Origin of the sequence: Saccharothrix sp. AJ9571, assembly GCF_021725495.1 — a bacterium.
Lineage (GTDB): Bacteria > Actinomycetota > Actinomycetes > Mycobacteriales > Pseudonocardiaceae > Amycolatopsis > Amycolatopsis magusensis.
This window is the reverse complement of the sequence record NZ_CP091382.1, coordinates 4,230,729-4,244,186: the sequence shown is the minus strand read 5'-3', so window position 1 is coordinate 4,244,186 and position 13,458 is coordinate 4,230,729. Positions and strand designations below refer to the sequence as shown.

At 70.8% G+C, this 13,458-nt stretch carries 14 protein-coding genes; 9 read left to right on the top strand and 5 right to left on the bottom strand.

Annotation, left to right across the window (positions count from 1 at the left end; translation table 11 throughout):
- Positions 1–75 precede the first annotated feature (75 nt).
- On the top strand, positions 76–1,305 hold the full coding sequence (locus tag L3Q67_RS19470; protein WP_499190833.1) for a cytochrome P450 family protein: 1,230 nt from the start codon (positions 76–78) through the stop codon (positions 1,303–1,305).
- Here the strand turns inward: L3Q67_RS19470 and L3Q67_RS19465 are convergent.
- The gene (locus L3Q67_RS19465) at positions 1,289–1,711 is read right to left on the bottom strand and encodes a hypothetical protein (RefSeq protein ID WP_499190832.1); all 423 of its coding nucleotides are present in this window, start codon (positions 1,709–1,711) and stop codon (positions 1,289–1,291) included. The genes L3Q67_RS19470 and L3Q67_RS19465 overlap by 17 nt on opposite strands.
- 98 nt (positions 1,712–1,809) lie before the next feature.
- Here L3Q67_RS19465 and L3Q67_RS19460 point away from each other — a divergent pair, with 98 nt between their 5' ends.
- The 6 genes from L3Q67_RS19460 to L3Q67_RS19435 all read left to right on the top strand — a co-directional run bounded on the left by L3Q67_RS19460 (position 1,810) and on the right by L3Q67_RS19435 (position 5,855).
- Positions 1,810–2,340, top strand: coding sequence for a hypothetical protein (locus tag L3Q67_RS19460; RefSeq protein ID WP_499190831.1), 531 nt, complete (start codon positions 1,810–1,812; stop codon positions 2,338–2,340).
- 67 nt (positions 2,341–2,407) lie between these two features.
- Positions 2,408–3,148 (top strand): ANTAR domain-containing response regulator, encoded by a 741-nt coding sequence (locus L3Q67_RS19455; RefSeq protein ID WP_499190830.1) that lies wholly within the window; start codon positions 2,408–2,410, stop codon positions 3,146–3,148.
- Positions 3,145–3,585: a DUF2243 domain-containing protein gene (locus L3Q67_RS19450; protein ID WP_499190829.1), complete on the top strand. Its 441-nt coding sequence runs from the start codon at positions 3,145–3,147 to the stop codon at positions 3,583–3,585. Before L3Q67_RS19455 ends, L3Q67_RS19450 begins: the two co-directional genes overlap by 4 nt.
- Positions 3,582–4,487: a cytochrome c oxidase assembly protein gene (locus L3Q67_RS19445; protein ID WP_499190828.1), complete on the top strand. Its 906-nt coding sequence runs from the start codon at positions 3,582–3,584 to the stop codon at positions 4,485–4,487. The genes L3Q67_RS19450 and L3Q67_RS19445 overlap by 4 nt, the downstream gene beginning before the upstream one ends.
- Entirely contained in the window at positions 4,390–4,920 is a 531-nt protein-coding gene (locus L3Q67_RS19440; protein WP_499191581.1) for a hemerythrin domain-containing protein, read from the top strand. The genes L3Q67_RS19445 and L3Q67_RS19440 overlap by 98 nt, the downstream gene beginning before the upstream one ends.
- Positions 4,921–4,925: 5 nt before the next feature.
- Positions 4,926–5,855, top strand: coding sequence for a YihY/virulence factor BrkB family protein (locus tag L3Q67_RS19435; protein ID WP_499190827.1), 930 nt, complete (start codon positions 4,926–4,928; stop codon positions 5,853–5,855).
- A 205-nt stretch (positions 5,856–6,060) separates the two neighbouring features.
- Here L3Q67_RS19435 and L3Q67_RS19430 read toward each other — a convergent pair whose 3' ends face one another.
- On the bottom strand, positions 6,061–6,612 hold the full coding sequence (locus tag L3Q67_RS19430) for a TetR/AcrR family transcriptional regulator (protein ID WP_499190826.1): 552 nt from the start codon (positions 6,610–6,612) through the stop codon (positions 6,061–6,063).
- Positions 6,613–6,694: 82 nt separating this feature from the next.
- Between L3Q67_RS19430 and L3Q67_RS19425 the strand changes: the two genes are divergently transcribed.
- Positions 6,695–7,180: a hypothetical protein gene (locus tag L3Q67_RS19425; RefSeq protein WP_499190825.1), complete on the top strand. Its 486-nt coding sequence runs from the start codon at positions 6,695–6,697 to the stop codon at positions 7,178–7,180.
- Here the strand turns inward: L3Q67_RS19425 and L3Q67_RS19420 are convergent.
- Together L3Q67_RS19420 and L3Q67_RS19415 are read right to left on the bottom strand one after the other, a co-directional pair.
- Positions 7,130–9,085, bottom strand: a complete 1,956-nt coding sequence (locus L3Q67_RS19420) for a YhgE/Pip family protein (RefSeq protein WP_499190824.1) — start codon at positions 9,083–9,085, stop codon at positions 7,130–7,132. The genes L3Q67_RS19425 and L3Q67_RS19420 overlap by 51 nt on opposite strands.
- A complete protein-coding gene (locus tag L3Q67_RS19415) occupies positions 9,085–11,781 on the bottom strand; it encodes an MMPL family transporter (protein ID WP_499190823.1) in 2,697 nt (898 codons plus the stop codon). Before L3Q67_RS19415 ends, L3Q67_RS19420 begins: the two co-directional genes overlap by 1 nt.
- Positions 11,782–11,901: 120 nt before the next feature.
- Here L3Q67_RS19415 and L3Q67_RS19410 point away from each other — a divergent pair, with 120 nt between their 5' ends.
- Entirely contained in the window at positions 11,902–12,534 is a 633-nt protein-coding gene (locus L3Q67_RS19410; protein WP_499190822.1) for a TetR/AcrR family transcriptional regulator, read from the top strand.
- Position 12,535: 1 nt separating this feature from the next.
- Here L3Q67_RS19410 and L3Q67_RS19405 read toward each other — a convergent pair whose 3' ends face one another.
- Positions 12,536–13,339 (bottom strand): DUF1206 domain-containing protein, encoded by an 804-nt coding sequence (locus L3Q67_RS19405; protein ID WP_499190821.1) that lies wholly within the window; start codon positions 13,337–13,339, stop codon positions 12,536–12,538.
- Positions 13,340–13,458 lie beyond the last annotated feature (119 nt).

Genomic DNA, 13,458 nt, shown 5'->3' with positions numbered 1-13,458 from the left:
CCGACCGAGATCACAACCCAGTCAAGCGACTGCTTTAATGGTTAGTATGTGACCCACCACGGAGAGGAGCCGGTGATGGCCACACCACCCCCAGCGCGAACCTCAGAGGCGGTCGAACCTCGGTCGTACCCCTTCAGCCAGCCGAAGAAACTCTGCAACGAGCCGCTGTTCCGCGCGCTTCGGGAGCAAGAGCCGCTGAGCCGCGTGGTGCTGCCCTACGGCGAACCGGCGTGGCTGGCGACCCGGTACGAGGACGTCAAGGTGGTGCTCGGCGATCCCCGGTTCAGCCGGGCCGCGAGCGTCGGCCGCGACGAACCACGCATGCGCGCCCACCTGCCACCGCCCGGCAACATCCTCGGCATGGACCCGCCGGACCACAGCAGGCTCCGGCGGCTGGTCACGAAGGCGTTCACCGTGCGCAGCGTGGAACGGCTGCGCCCGCGGGCCCAGGAGATCGCCGACGGCCTGGTCGACGCGATGATCGCCAAGGGCCCGCCCGGCGATCTGGTCGCCGGCTTCGCGCTGCCGCTGCCGATCACGGTCATCTGCGAGCTGCTGGGCGTGCCGTTCGAGGACCGGGCCGACTTCCGCCTGTGGTCCGACGCGTTCCTCTCCACCACGAAGTTCCCGCCGGAACAGGTGATGGAGTACGTGGAGCGGATGCGGGTCTACATGGCCGGGCTGGTCGCGCGGCGCCGCGAGGAGCCGACGGACGACCTGCTCGGCGCGATGGTGCTGGCGCGGGACAACGACGACCGGCTGTCCGAAGAGGAACTGCTGTCGCTGGCGCAGGCCCTGCTCGTCGCCGGGCACGAGACCACCGCCTCGCAGATCCCGAACTTCGTCTACGTGCTGCTGACCCACCCCGAGCAGCTGGACCGGCTGCGGGGTGACCTGAGCCTGGTGCCGCAGGCGGTCGAGGAACTGATGCGGTTCGTGCCGCTGGGCATCGGCGCCGGGATCGCCCGGTACGCGCTGGAGGACCTCGAACTGGGCGGGGTGCTGGTGCGGGCCGGTGAGCCGGTGCTGCCCGCCTTGGCTTCGGCGAACCGCGACGAGTCGATCTACACCGACCCCGACCGGCTCGACCTGGAGCGGGACGAGACCTCGCACGTCGGCTTCGGCCACGGCGCCCACCACTGCCTGGGCGCCCCACTGGCCAGGATGGAACTGCAGGTCGCACTGGAGACCCTGCTGCGCCGGCTGCCCGGCCTGCGCTTCGCCGGTCCCGAATCCGACGTCGAGTGGAAGGACGGCCTGGCCACCCGCGGCCCCACTCTCATGCCCCTCACCTGGGACTCCTGACCTCCGACACCGGCCAGCGGCGGAGGGCCAGGCGCCAGAGGAAGAAGGCACCGGCGAGGAACCAGAGGAAGCCGAGGGTGCCGTCTTCCAGGTTGCCTCGCGGTCCGCCGCGGTCGGCGGTCAGGGAGACCAGGTGGGCGACCAGGGTCGAGGCGGCGAACGTGCCGAGCATGAGCCCGATCCCGGCGCTGACCCGGGCCACGAGGGGGGCTTCGAAGGCGCCCGCGGTGTAGACGGCCAGTGCGACCGGCCCGGCGAGCATGCCCCACCCGCCGATCTCGTTCAGTTCCGGCACGTATTCGCTCGCCCCGAAGTACACGATCACCATCACGACCAGCGCGCCCCCGCCGAGCACCGCGAGTACCGACAGGACACCGAGCGCGACCCGGCCCACCTTCTCCGCCATGGCCGCAGCGTAGGAGCGTGGCCGGGGAGCCCTCCCCTGCTTGGCCGCTACCTGCCGCTCAGCGTCCCCAGGGGCCTGAGGGACCTACGCTGACGCTTGTGTGGAGTAGAACGCTGGGACCGCTGGGTTTGTCCGCCCTCCTGCTCGCCGGCTGCGGTTCGGGGGCGGACCCCGGACCCGCGGGCCCCCAGTCGAGTGCGCCGCCCGCCGAGCTGACCGCGGCCGACGGGCGTGACTACGCGGCTTGCGCGGACGGGAACTGCGAGGTGCTGCTCAGCGGTCCGGCCGAGATCGGGCTGAGCGGGACCGCCGGACTGCGCAAGCTGCTGGTCCAGGCGGTCGAAGGCGACGGCATCCGCTTCGAGACCCAGGGTGACGGCACCAGTTCCGGCAGCCTGTCGCTCAACTGCATCTCGAAGTTCTACGAGAACGGTGGCGGCTCCTCCTGCAGCACCGGCGAGCAGGAGGCCCCCGAACCGGTGGACGGCGTGGTCGCCATGCAGGTCGCCGACCTGCGCGAGGGCACCGTCGTGCTCCGGATCGTCTCCGGCGAGCCAGGGCCTCCCCCGGCTTCGCTGGTCCCGCACCTCCCCACCTTCGAAGTGCCGAAGCCACCGTTCGGCGGCTGAGGGACGGTTAGCCTGAGCAACAGGTTGGTACTCGGTGGACCGGACGACCGGCCCAGGAGGTGCCCCGATGAACGGAGAGCCGCTCACCAGTGAGTTCGCCGTGCTCACCAGGTCCCTGCTGACCGCGTCGAGCGTCGCGGAGGTGCTGGACCACGTCGCGGCCGCGGCCGAGCGGCTGATCCGCGGCGTGGACGTGGTCAGCGTCAGCGTGCGGGACCGCTCCGACCACCTGCACACGCCGGTCGGCAGCTCCCCGCTGTCCGGGGAACTCGACCGGCTGCAGAACCAGTTCCAGGAGGGCCCGTGCTTCGAGGCGGCCCTGCCGGAGGGCCCGGCCACGGGGAGCAGCGACAACCTGGCCAAGGAGAAGAAGTGGCCGAAGTTCGGGCCGGCGGCCGCGGACCTCGGGTTCACCTCGGTGCTGTCCACCGCGTTGCTGCCCAACCCCGAGAACTTCATGAGCACCCGCGGTGCGCTGAACCTCTTCTCGCACGGGCAGCTCGGCGAGGAGGCCAATGGCATCGCGCTGTTGCTGTCCTCGCACGCGGCACTCGCGATAGCGCACACCCAGGCGGTGACCCGGCAGGAGCTGCAGCAGGCGCAGATGCGCCGGGCGATCGAAAGCCGGGACGTGATCGGGCAGGCCAAGGGCATCCTGATGGCCCGGCGCGGGATGACCGCGGACGAGGCGTTCGCGGTGCTGCGCCGGACCTCGCAGGACCTGAACGTCAAGCTCGCCGATCTCGCGCGCACCCTCGCCACGCGGCACGGCGATCTGGACCTCCCGGACCCGAAGCAGGAGCCGTGACCGCGCGGTATCGGCGCAACCTGCTCGCCGGATTCCTGCTGGGCGTGGGCACCATCGCCTTCGTCGACGAGGTGGTGTTCCACCAGCTGCTGCACTGGCACCACTTCTACGACCGCTCGACCCCCTCGGCCGGGCTGGTCTCGGACGGGTTGTTCCACGCGTTCAGCTGGTTCGCCACCGTGGCGGCATTGTTCCTGGTGGCCGGGCTGCGCCGCGAAGGCGCGTACCGGGGCGCGGTGTTCACCGGCGGGTTCCTCGGCGGCGTCGGCCTCTTCCAGCTCTACGACGGACTGGTCCAGCACAAGGTGTTCGGGCTGCACCAGATCCGGTACGAGGTGGACCTGACGCCGTACGACCTGGCGTGGAACGTGAGCGCCGCGATCCTGCTGGTGGCCGGGATCGTGGTGAGCGTGCGGACCGCGGTCCGCACGCGGTGAACCACCACCCGGGTGCGCCGGCGGCCGCGCTCACCGGCTCGCACTGGCTCGCGCTCATCCTGGCCGCCGGTGCCGTGCTCGCCTACTTCGCCGCGGCGAACCGGTTGTGGCGCAAGGAGATCCGGTGGCCGGTGCACCGGCTGCTGTGGTGGACCGGCGGCTGCACCGCGGTGGCCGTCACCCTGGCTGGCCCGCTCGCCGACCGCGCGCACCACGACTTCACCGCGCACATGCTCGGTCACCTGCTGCTCGGCATGCTCGCCCCGCTGCTGCTCGTGCTCGCGGCCCCGGTGACCCTGCTCCTGCGGGTGCTCCCGGTGCGACGGGCGCGGCGGCTGTCGGCCGTGCTCAGCTCCCCCGTGGTCGTCCTGCTGACTAACCCGGTCGTGGCGGCCGTGGTGAACCTGGGCGGGTTGTGGCTGCTCTACCGGACGGGCCTCACCGTCGCGATGCGGACCGAACCCTGGCTGCACCTGGTCGTCCACGGTCACCTGCTGGCGGCCGGTTACCTGTTCACCGCCGCCGTTCTCGGCGGGCCGGACCCGGCACCGCACCGGATGCGGCCCGCCTGGCGGGCCGGGGTGCTCGTGCTCGCCCTCGCCGCGCACAACGTGCTCGCCAAGTCGTTGTACGGGGATCCGCCGCCGGGGATTTCCGCCGACCAGGCGCAGGCGGCGAGCCAGTTGATGTACTACGGCGCCATCCCGGTCGAACTCACACTGCTCGTCCTCGTCTGCCGCGCATGGGCGGGTACCGGCTGGGTATGCCGGAACCATGAACACAACTCCGGAAACCCGCGAAGACATCGTCGATTTCCTGCAGCGGCAGCACACCGAGATCAAGGCGCTGTTCGCCGAAGTGGAGATGGCCACCGGCACGCACCGCCGGGACAAGTTCCGTGAACTCGTGCGGCTGCTCGCGGTGCACGAGACCGCCGAGGAAGAGGTGGTGCACCCGGCCGTGCGTGACCTGACCGGCGGCGAACCGGTGGTCGAGGCGCGGCTCGGCGAGGAGCACCGCGCCAAGGAACTGCTGTCCACAATGGACAAGATGGGCACCGACGCGGACGGCTTCGACACCCTGCTGGTGCAGTTGCGCGAGGACGTGCTGGCCCACGCCGAGCACGAGGAGCGCGACGAGTTCCCGTTGCTGCGGAAGGAACTCAGCGACGAACGGCGCCGCGCGATGGCCGCCACCGCGAAGACCGCGGAGGCGATCGCCCCGACCCGGCCGCACCCCGGCGTGGAGGGTTCGACGGCGAACCTGCTGCTCGGCCCGCCGGTGGCGATCATGGACCGCGCCAGGGACGCCATCCGCTCCGCGCTGGGTCGCTGAGCGCCGTGGCCGACGGCCCCACCGACCTGTCACGCGGTTCCTGGTGGCAGGTGTTACGGCGCACGGTCAAGGAGTTCCAGCAGGACAACCTGACCGACTGGGCAGCGGCGCTGACCTACTACAGCGTGCTGTCGCTCTTCCCGGCGATCATCGTGCTCAGCGCGGTGCTCGGCCTGCTCGGCCCCGGCACGATCCAGGTGCTGATCGACGCCGCCGGGCGGATGGGGCCCGGCGGCGGGACCGATCTGCTCGTCGGCGCCATCCAGGAGTTGCAGGGTTCACGCGGACTGGCCGGGCCGCTCGCCATCATCGGCCTGGTCGGGGCGCTGTGGACGGCTTCGGGTTACGTCGGCGCGTTCATGCGCGCGTCCAACAGCATCTACGAGGTGGAGGAAGGCCGCCCGCTGTGGAAGACGCTGCCGCTGCGGGTGGGGCTGACCGCCGCGCTGGTGCTGCTGCTGGCGATCTGCGCGGCCGGGGTGGTCGCCACCGGCGGCATCGCCGAACGCGTCGGGCAGTGGCTCGGCGTCGGTTCGGTGGGCGTGCTGATCTGGGACATCGCCAAGTGGCCGGTGCTCGCGCTGCTGATCAGCCTGGCGTTCGCCCTGCTGTACTGGGCCGCGCCGAACGTGCGCCAGCCCGGTTTCCGCTGGCTCAGCCCCGGCGGCGTGCTGGCGGTCGTGCTGTGGCTGCTGGCGTCCGGCGGTTTCGCGCTCTACGTGGCGAACTTCGGGTCGTACAACAAGACCTACGGCTCGCTGGCCGGCGTGATCGTGTTCCTGGTGTGGCTGTGGATCTCGAACATCGCGGTCCTGCTCGGCGCCGAATTCGACGCCGAACTGACCCGCGGCGGCCGCATCGAGGAGGGCGTACCCGAGGAGCAGGAACCCTTCCTCCCCCCACGCGACACCAAAGCCATGACCGACCCCCCATAACCCCCTCCCAGCCTCAGCCGAATGCTATGAGTGGGGCATTACTTGCGATAAACGCTAGTAATGCCCCACTCATAGCATTGGCGGGGCGAGTTCCACGTTCCCGCAGCCGAACCCCACACTCAGGCAGCCGAGTTCTACGTTCAGGCAGCTGAAATCCACACTCAGGCAGCCGAATCCCACGTTGAAGGGCCGCCAGGAGGACGGCTCAGCGGTCGAGCAGGAGGTCCGCGGCCCGGCCGAGTACCTGGTCCCGGCTGCGGTCGCCGTGGTCGGCGGCCAGGAAGTGCGCGCCGATCGCCACGCAGAAGGCGAGCATGCTGCGGGCCTCGACCTCGTCCGGGTCGTCGCAGAAGGTCCCGATCATTTCGCGCAGCAGGTCCATCCGCCGGTTGTCGACCCGCCGCAGCCGGTCGGCGACGGCCTCGTCGCGCCGGGCCCAGTCGCGGACGGCGAGGTCGATGGGCAGCAGGCGATCGTCGGAGAAGGTGAGCACACCGGCGAGGTGGATCTTCTGCTTCGGGTCGCCGCCCTCGCGCTCGATGCGGTCGAGCACCTCGTCGGTGCTTTCGCGTTCCCAGGTGTCCAGCATCGCCTCGAGCAGCGCGCCGCGATCGTCGAAGTAGCCGTAGAACCCGCCTTTGGTGACGCCGAGCCGTTTCGCCAGCGCTTCGACGCGGACGGCGTCCACGCCACCGGTGGCCAGCACCCGCAGCCCTTCCTCGACCCACCTGTCCCGCGGCGTGCGCGCAGTGCCCACGACGTGTCCCACCTCACCTCTCGCTGATATACGCCACCGTATAAGCTGCCTGATATACGCCATCGTATAGAAGGAGTTCGCCATGACACTCCCCAACCACGAAGTCCACGGGACGCGCGAGGTACCACCTGAACTGAGCGCACTCGGTTCCCTGCCGGACGCCCACTACGCCGATGTGTTCACCCTCGAGACGGACGTGATCGCCACGCCGGAAGACTGGGCGAGGGCGATGCTCGGCGATGTGCCCAGCGCCGGGGAAACCCTGATCTGGCGCGGTTTGCTCGGCCTGCGACTCCACCACGGCGCCTCTCCGGACACCGTCGCGGGCTGGCGGATCACCGGCCGCGGCGAGGACTGGATCCGGTTGGAGACCGCTTCCTGGTTCCTCTCCTCGAACCTGGTGGTGAAGGCGTCCGCCGGGCAGGTCTCGCTGATCACGCTCCTGCGCTACGACCGCGCCATCGGTCACCTCGTCTGGCCACCGCTGTCCGCCGTCCACCGCCGCCTGGCGCCCGGCCTACTCCACGACGGACAACGACGCCGGGCGGCGCAGGCGGCGCGCGGGTAGGTAGCGGCGGCGATCGGTGACCACGATGGTGGCGAGGGTGCCGAGCACCAGCCAGGCCGCCAGTTCCGCGACGCCGGTGAGCAGGCCCGGACCGCCGGTCACGGTGGCGCGCAGGGCGAGTACGGCACCGTGCGTGGGCAGGTAGTCCGAGAGCGCGTAGAGCGGACCGGGCAACGTGGACAGGATGCCGGTCGCCGCGCCGAGGACCAGCACGGCCAGTGAAGCGAGCCGCCCGGCGCGGCCGAAGATCGCGGTGGCCGCCTGGTTCAGCGCGACGAAGGCGAACGCGGCGAGCAGCGCGACGGCCAGGAATCCGAGCGCACCGGCCAATCCGGGCTTCAGCACCGGGATGGCGATCGCGCTGATGGCGAGCGCGGCCAGCGCGGCGGCCGTGGCACCCGGCAGCGCGGCCCGCACGATGATGCGCCAGGTGGGTTCGCGGGCGGTGAGCACGGCGTCCGGCACGGCACGGGTGACGATGTAGGTGGCCAGCGCCAGCGCCCACAACGCCAGCGCGGCGAACAGGGTGACCGAAAGCGTGCCGACCGGCGTCCCGTCGACGACCGCGGCGGTCGGATCGGCGGCGACGGTCTTCAGGTGCGCGCGCTCGTCGTCGGTGTAGCTGGGAACCTGGTCGCGTCCCTTGTCCAGTTCGCTGGCCAGTCGCTGTGCGCCGTCGTCGACCTTGACCACGCCGTTGTCGAGTTGCCCGGCGCCATCGGCGAGTTCGGTGGCGCCGGAGTTCGCTTGCCGGATGCCGGAATCGAGCTGGCGCGCGCCCTCCGCGGCGGCGGCGATGCCTTCGGTGAGCTTCCCGGCCTGCCCGGCGAGCTGGGCGTTGCCGTCGGCGACCTGACGCGCGCCACTCGCGAGCGCGTTGACCGCGTCCCGGGCCTCGACCGCCGAAGCGCGGATGCCGTTCTTCGCCTGGTCGATCTTCCCGGCATCGGCGACGAGCCGGTCGGCGACGGCCTTGAGGTCCTCGCAGAACTCCGGCACGCCGGTGCATTCGTCGGCGAGTCGCCGGATCTCGGTGGCGGCCTCCTCGGCCGAGGGCAGCGCGTCGATCGCGGCGATGATGCGGTCGGCCAGCGGCACCACGGTGTCGGCGAGCTGCTGGTTGCCCTGGGCCACCTGCTCGGCGCCGTCGGCCAGTTTCCTGGTCAGTTCCGGCAGTCGCGCGGTGTCCTGTTCGGCCTGACCGAGGCCGGTGGACAGGTCCGAGGACCCCGAGGCCAGTTGCCGGGTGCCATCGGCGAGCTGGTTCGCGCCGTCGGCGAGCTGACCGGCGGCGTCGCGCAACCGATCCGACCCGTCGGCGAGCTGACCGGCGCCGTCGGCGGCCTGGTTCACCTGACCGTGGATCGAGGTGAACCCGACGTAGATGTTGTCCAGGTAGGTCTCCACGACTTGCTGGTTCAGCGCCTGCCGCGTGGCCTGACCGACCTGTTCGGACAGTGCCGGGTCCACCACTCCCGACGTGGCCCCGGTTTTGACGTCGAGCACGGCTTTCGTGGCGTCGAGCGGCTGCCCGGTGGCGGTCGACGTGCCGCGCGCGGAGAACTCCGGCGGAATGGTCACCACCGCGGTGTAGGTGCCGTCGGCCAGCCCGCTCGCCGCGTCCTCGGCGTCGGTGAGCAGCCAGGTGTAGGCGGAATCGGGGTTGTGCGTGAGGTTTCCGGCGAGCTGGCGTCCCAGCGGGATGGTCTGGCCGTTGACGGTGACCGGTTCGTCGTTGTTGACCACCGCCGCGGTGGCGGTCCCGTGATCGGTGCCGGGCGACCAGAACGCCCACGTCAGCAAGCCCATCACCAGCACGGGCACGGCGATCAGCCCGGCCCAGGTCTTCCAGGTCAGCGGGCCGGAGGCCAGCGCGCGGGCGGAGTCGGCGAACGGCTTGAGCATCAGAGGACCTCGGCGGGCGTGGTCGGTGCGGTGAGGGCGAGCGGCTGGGCGCCGGCGGGCAGGAGATCGGCGATCCGCTGGGGGTCCTGGCAGGTCAGCACGAACGAAGCGAGCCGCCCCGAGCGCGTGTACCGCTGCGCGAGCAGTTCCCGCAGCCGGTCGCGGGAACCCGTGCGCAGCACCAGATCGACGTCGTCAATGAGGATCAGTTCGACGTCGTCGGCGAGGGTGGCGGCGACTTCACGATCGGGCTCGGCGTGGTCGCGGCAGCGGATCACCGTGACCGCGCGGCGCAGCGCGTGCGTGTGCTGCGGCAGCACCCGGCCGAGCACCTTCAGATCGCCTTGCACCTTGGCGATCCGGCCGCCGAGGGTGAGCAGTAGCGCGGATTTGCCGGTGAACCCGGTGCCGTGCAGCACGAGCACTTCCCCGCGCGCCACATGCAGTTCGACCTCACGGAAGACCGGGTGGCCGCGGTCGTCGTCCACACGCAGGCCGCGTGCGCTGATGACCTCGTCGCGACCGGGCCAGTCCGCCAGCCGCAGTTCGCGCACCAGCGCGTCGCCTTCCGCGTCGAACACCGGCAGCGCGCGGTCGAGCTTCGGCGGCAGTCCCCACGCGCGGTGGCCGAGCAGCGCCAGCACAGCGGGCACCAGGGTCATCCGCACGATGAAGGCGTCGACGAAGACCCCGACGGCGAGGCTGAAGGCGATCGGCTTGATGGTGGCGCTGCCTTCGGGCACGAACGCGGCGAAGACGGCGAACATGATCACCGCCGCCGCGACCACCACCCGCGACGCCGAGACGAACCCGGTTTCGATGGCGTGGTGCGGATCGCCGCGGTGCACGTAGTCCTCGCGGATGCGGGAAACCAGGAAGACCTCGTAGTCCATGGCCAGGCCGAAGAGCACGCCCATCAGGATGATCGGCAGGAAGCTGATCACGCTGCCGACGTGGCTGACGTGCAGCACCTCGGCGAAGTGCCCCTGCTGGAACACGAAGGAAGTGGCACCGAAGGCCGCGCCGACCGAGAGCAGGTAGCCGGCGGTGGCCTTGATCGGCACCCAGATCGAGCGGAACACCATGGCCAGCAACACCAGTGACAACCCGGCCACCAGCACCCCGAACGGCAGCAGCGCGCTGCCCAGTTGCTCCGAGACGTCGATGCCCACGGCGGTGATGCCGGTGACCGCGGTCTGCGTGCCGTAGGTGTCGAGGAAGTGCTGTTCCTGCCCGCGCAGGCGCTCGACCAGTTCGTCGGTCTGCGGGGAATCCGGCGCGGTTTCCGGGACCACCTGGATGATGCCGGTGTCGCCCTTGGGGTTCGGCGTGGCCAGCGGGACCGACGCGACGCCGGGCAGCACGCGGATCTCGTCGGCGAGCCGGTCGACGAGGCCGATCGGGTCGGTGCTGGTGATGATGTCGGCGGTGACGATCAGCGGCCCGTTGAAGCCGGGGCCGAAGTGCTCGCTGACCACGCCGTAGGTCTCGCGCGCCGGACTGCCCTCGGCCTCGGTGCCGTTGTCCGGCAACGCGAGCCGCAGCTCCAGCGCGGGGATCGCGCACACCGCCAGCCCGGCGACCACCACCAGCACGGTCACCAGCGGCGCCCTGGTCGCGGTGCGCACCCACCAGCGCGCGACCCTGGGCTTGCGCTTCTTCTTCCTCCGGCGCGGCGTCCGGGGCCGCAAACGCTTGCCCGCGAACGAAAGCAGCGCGGGCACCAGCGTGACGGCGATACCCACGGCCAGCGCGACGGCCACCGCGGCGGCGATGCCCATCGTGGTGAGGAACGGGATGCCCGCGACCGCCAGGCCGACCAGCGCGATCATCACCGTCAGCCCGGCGAAGATGACCGCCGACCCCGCCGTCGCGGTGGCCCTGGCGATCGACTCCTCGACCGCCATGTCCTCGGCGAGCTGGTCGCGGTGGCGGGACAGCAGGAACAACGCGTAGTCGATGCCGACGGCGAGCCCCAGCATCACCGCCAGCATCGGCGCGGTCGACGAGATCGGGATGATCAGCGTGGCCAGGTAGATGAGGCCCATCGACAGGCCCACGCCGATTACGGCGGTGACCAGCGGCATCACCGAAGCGATCACCGAACGGAACATGAGCACGAGCACCAGCAGCGCGATGACCAGGCCGATGCCCTCGGTCGGGCTGAGCTTCGGCACCTTGTCGGAGAAGGCGTCACCGCCGGTGTAGACCTGCGCGCCGGCCGCGGTGCCGAGGTCCGCCGCGATGGCCGAGAGCGCGGGCTTGGTGCCGGGCGCCAGTTCGGAGAGACCGACGTCGAGCGGCACGGCGATCATCGCCGCCCGCCCGTCCTCGGAAAGGGCGCCGGAAACGTTGTCGCTGAACGGATCGACCGCGGTGGCGACCTGGTCCACCGCGTTGATCCGCGCCACGGCGTCCGCCACCGCCGCGCGCCTGGCCTCGGTGTCGACGCGCTGGCCGTCCGGGACCAGCAGCACGAGCTGCGCCGAAGTACCGCTGACCTCGGGGAAGACCCGTCCGAGGTGGTCGAGCGCCTCCTGGGACTCCGAGCCGGGGATCGCGAACGTGTCGTCCGTGCCCTGGTTGAGCAGCGCCGCCGCCCCGCCCGCCACGCCGAGCACCACCACCCAGAGGACCACGACCAGCACGCGAGCCCGCGCGGCGGCCCGGCCCACCCGGTAGAGGAACGACGACACGGCTCTCCTTCCCGACTCGATACACGGTGTATCGCGATACGCACCGTATCCGATGCACGGTGTATCGTGCGAGCGCAGTATGCGGTGGGTGGTGGCTCGCGAGTGGGAGAACGAGGGTTGATGACCAGAACGGGTGGTCTGTCCCGGCGGCGCGCCGAAACCCGGCGGCGGCTGATCGAAGCGGCCTACGAGGTGTTCAGCGAACTGGGCATCCGCGACGCCCCGGTCGAGCTGATCTGCGATCGGGCGGGCTTCAGCCGCGGTGCTTTCTACTCGAACTTCGCCAGCAAGGAGGAACTGTTCCTCGCGCTCTACGAGGTGCAGATGGAACAGCGGGCGGACCGGTTGCTGGTGGCGGTCTCCACCGCCGCCGCGTCCACGCCGGCCGATGTCACCGCGGTCGCGGAGAAGGCGAGCGCGCTGTTCGCCGATTCGGTCGCCGCGGACACCACGTGGTACCTGCTGTACGCCGAATTCCGGGCGCAGGCGCTGCGGCAACCCGAACTGCGCGCGGCCACGGCGGCGGCCGAGCAGCGGTTCCACCAGGTCGTCGCCGAGATCCTCTTCGGCATGCTCGACCGCCTCGGCGCGCGACTGACCGTCGACCCACGCAGCGCGGTCGTCACCATCACCGCCCTGTACGAGGCGATGCTGGAACGCACACTGATCGACGAGTCACCGGAGTCGGGCAGCCGCTACCTGACCGAGGTGCTCCCCCGCCTGGTCGGTGCCCTCATCGCCCCGGCCGAGTGAGTCAGTCCACGCGCCGGAAGCGGGCGTCGAACACGGAGAACACCGCGAAGGCCGCCAGGCCGATGGCCAGCACCACCAGCAGGATCGCGCCGTACGGGCGGCCCGCGAGGTTCTTCAGCGCGACGTCGATGCCGGTGGCCTGCTCCGGTTTGTGCTGCAGCGCGGCCACCACGACCAGCGCGCCGACGACGGCGTACACCGTGCCCAGCGCGGTGTACCCGGCCTGGCCCAGGCGGATGACCGTCTTCCTGGTCACCTTGCTCGCCCGGCCGAAGTCCTGTTCGCGGCAGAACCGGCGCGTGATGCCGTGGCGGGCGATGAACACCCCGGCGGCGATGACCGCCAGCCCGAGCACCACGACCACCGTTTTGCCCCAGCTCTCGCGGAGCAGGCCGTCGATCAGGCCGAACTGGGCGCTGTCGGTCGAACTGGCAGGAGATCCGGCCGCGAGCTTGCCCGCGCTGAACGCCAGGTAGCCGAACAGGATGGCCTCACCGAGGTTCATCACCCGCAGCCAGCGTTCCTGCCCGCTGCTCCAACTGCCGGTCGCAGCGGAAAACACCTGCCACAACGAGGTCACGGCGAGGCCGGCGGCGATCAGCCACAACAGCACGTCACCGCCGGTGCCACCGGAAAGCGACTGGAGCGCGCCGGTCTTGTCGGCCTTCTCGCCGCTGCCGAGCGCGACCTGCACCGCCAGCCACGCGACGAGCAGGTGCACCACCCCATAAGCCACGAGCCCGAGCCGCGCCGCCAACTGCACCGGCGCACTCCGGGCGACTTCATGGGCTCCGGACCCGCTCACAACTCCACCATCGGGTGAACGTTACCCGAGGAAACCAGCCCAAGCCGGACGAAACGGCCCAGCACCCCACCAGCCCACAGAACAGGTGCCGTGCCCCCCCGCCAGCAGCCATGTCACCG

What these genes read in the sequence shown, in the direction of transcription:
- L3Q67_RS19410 (WP_499190822.1), top strand. Translation starts at nt 11,902, where the DNA reads ATGACCAGAACGGGTGGTCTGTCCCGGCGGCGCGCCGAAACCCGGCGG.
- L3Q67_RS19420 (WP_499190824.1), bottom strand. Translation starts at nt 9,085, where the DNA reads ATGCTCAAGCCGTTCGCCGACTCCGCCCGCGCGCTGGCCTCCGGCCCG.
- L3Q67_RS19465 (WP_499190832.1), bottom strand. Translation starts at nt 1,711, where the DNA reads ATGGCGGAGAAGGTGGGCCGGGTCGCGCTCGGTGTCCTGTCGGTACTC.
- L3Q67_RS19470 (WP_499190833.1), top strand. Translation starts at nt 76, where the DNA reads ATGGCCACACCACCCCCAGCGCGAACCTCAGAGGCGGTCGAACCTCGG.
- L3Q67_RS19455 (WP_499190830.1), top strand. Translation starts at nt 2,408, where the DNA reads ATGAACGGAGAGCCGCTCACCAGTGAGTTCGCCGTGCTCACCAGGTCC.
- L3Q67_RS19425 (WP_499190825.1), top strand. Translation starts at nt 6,695, where the DNA reads ATGACACTCCCCAACCACGAAGTCCACGGGACGCGCGAGGTACCACCT.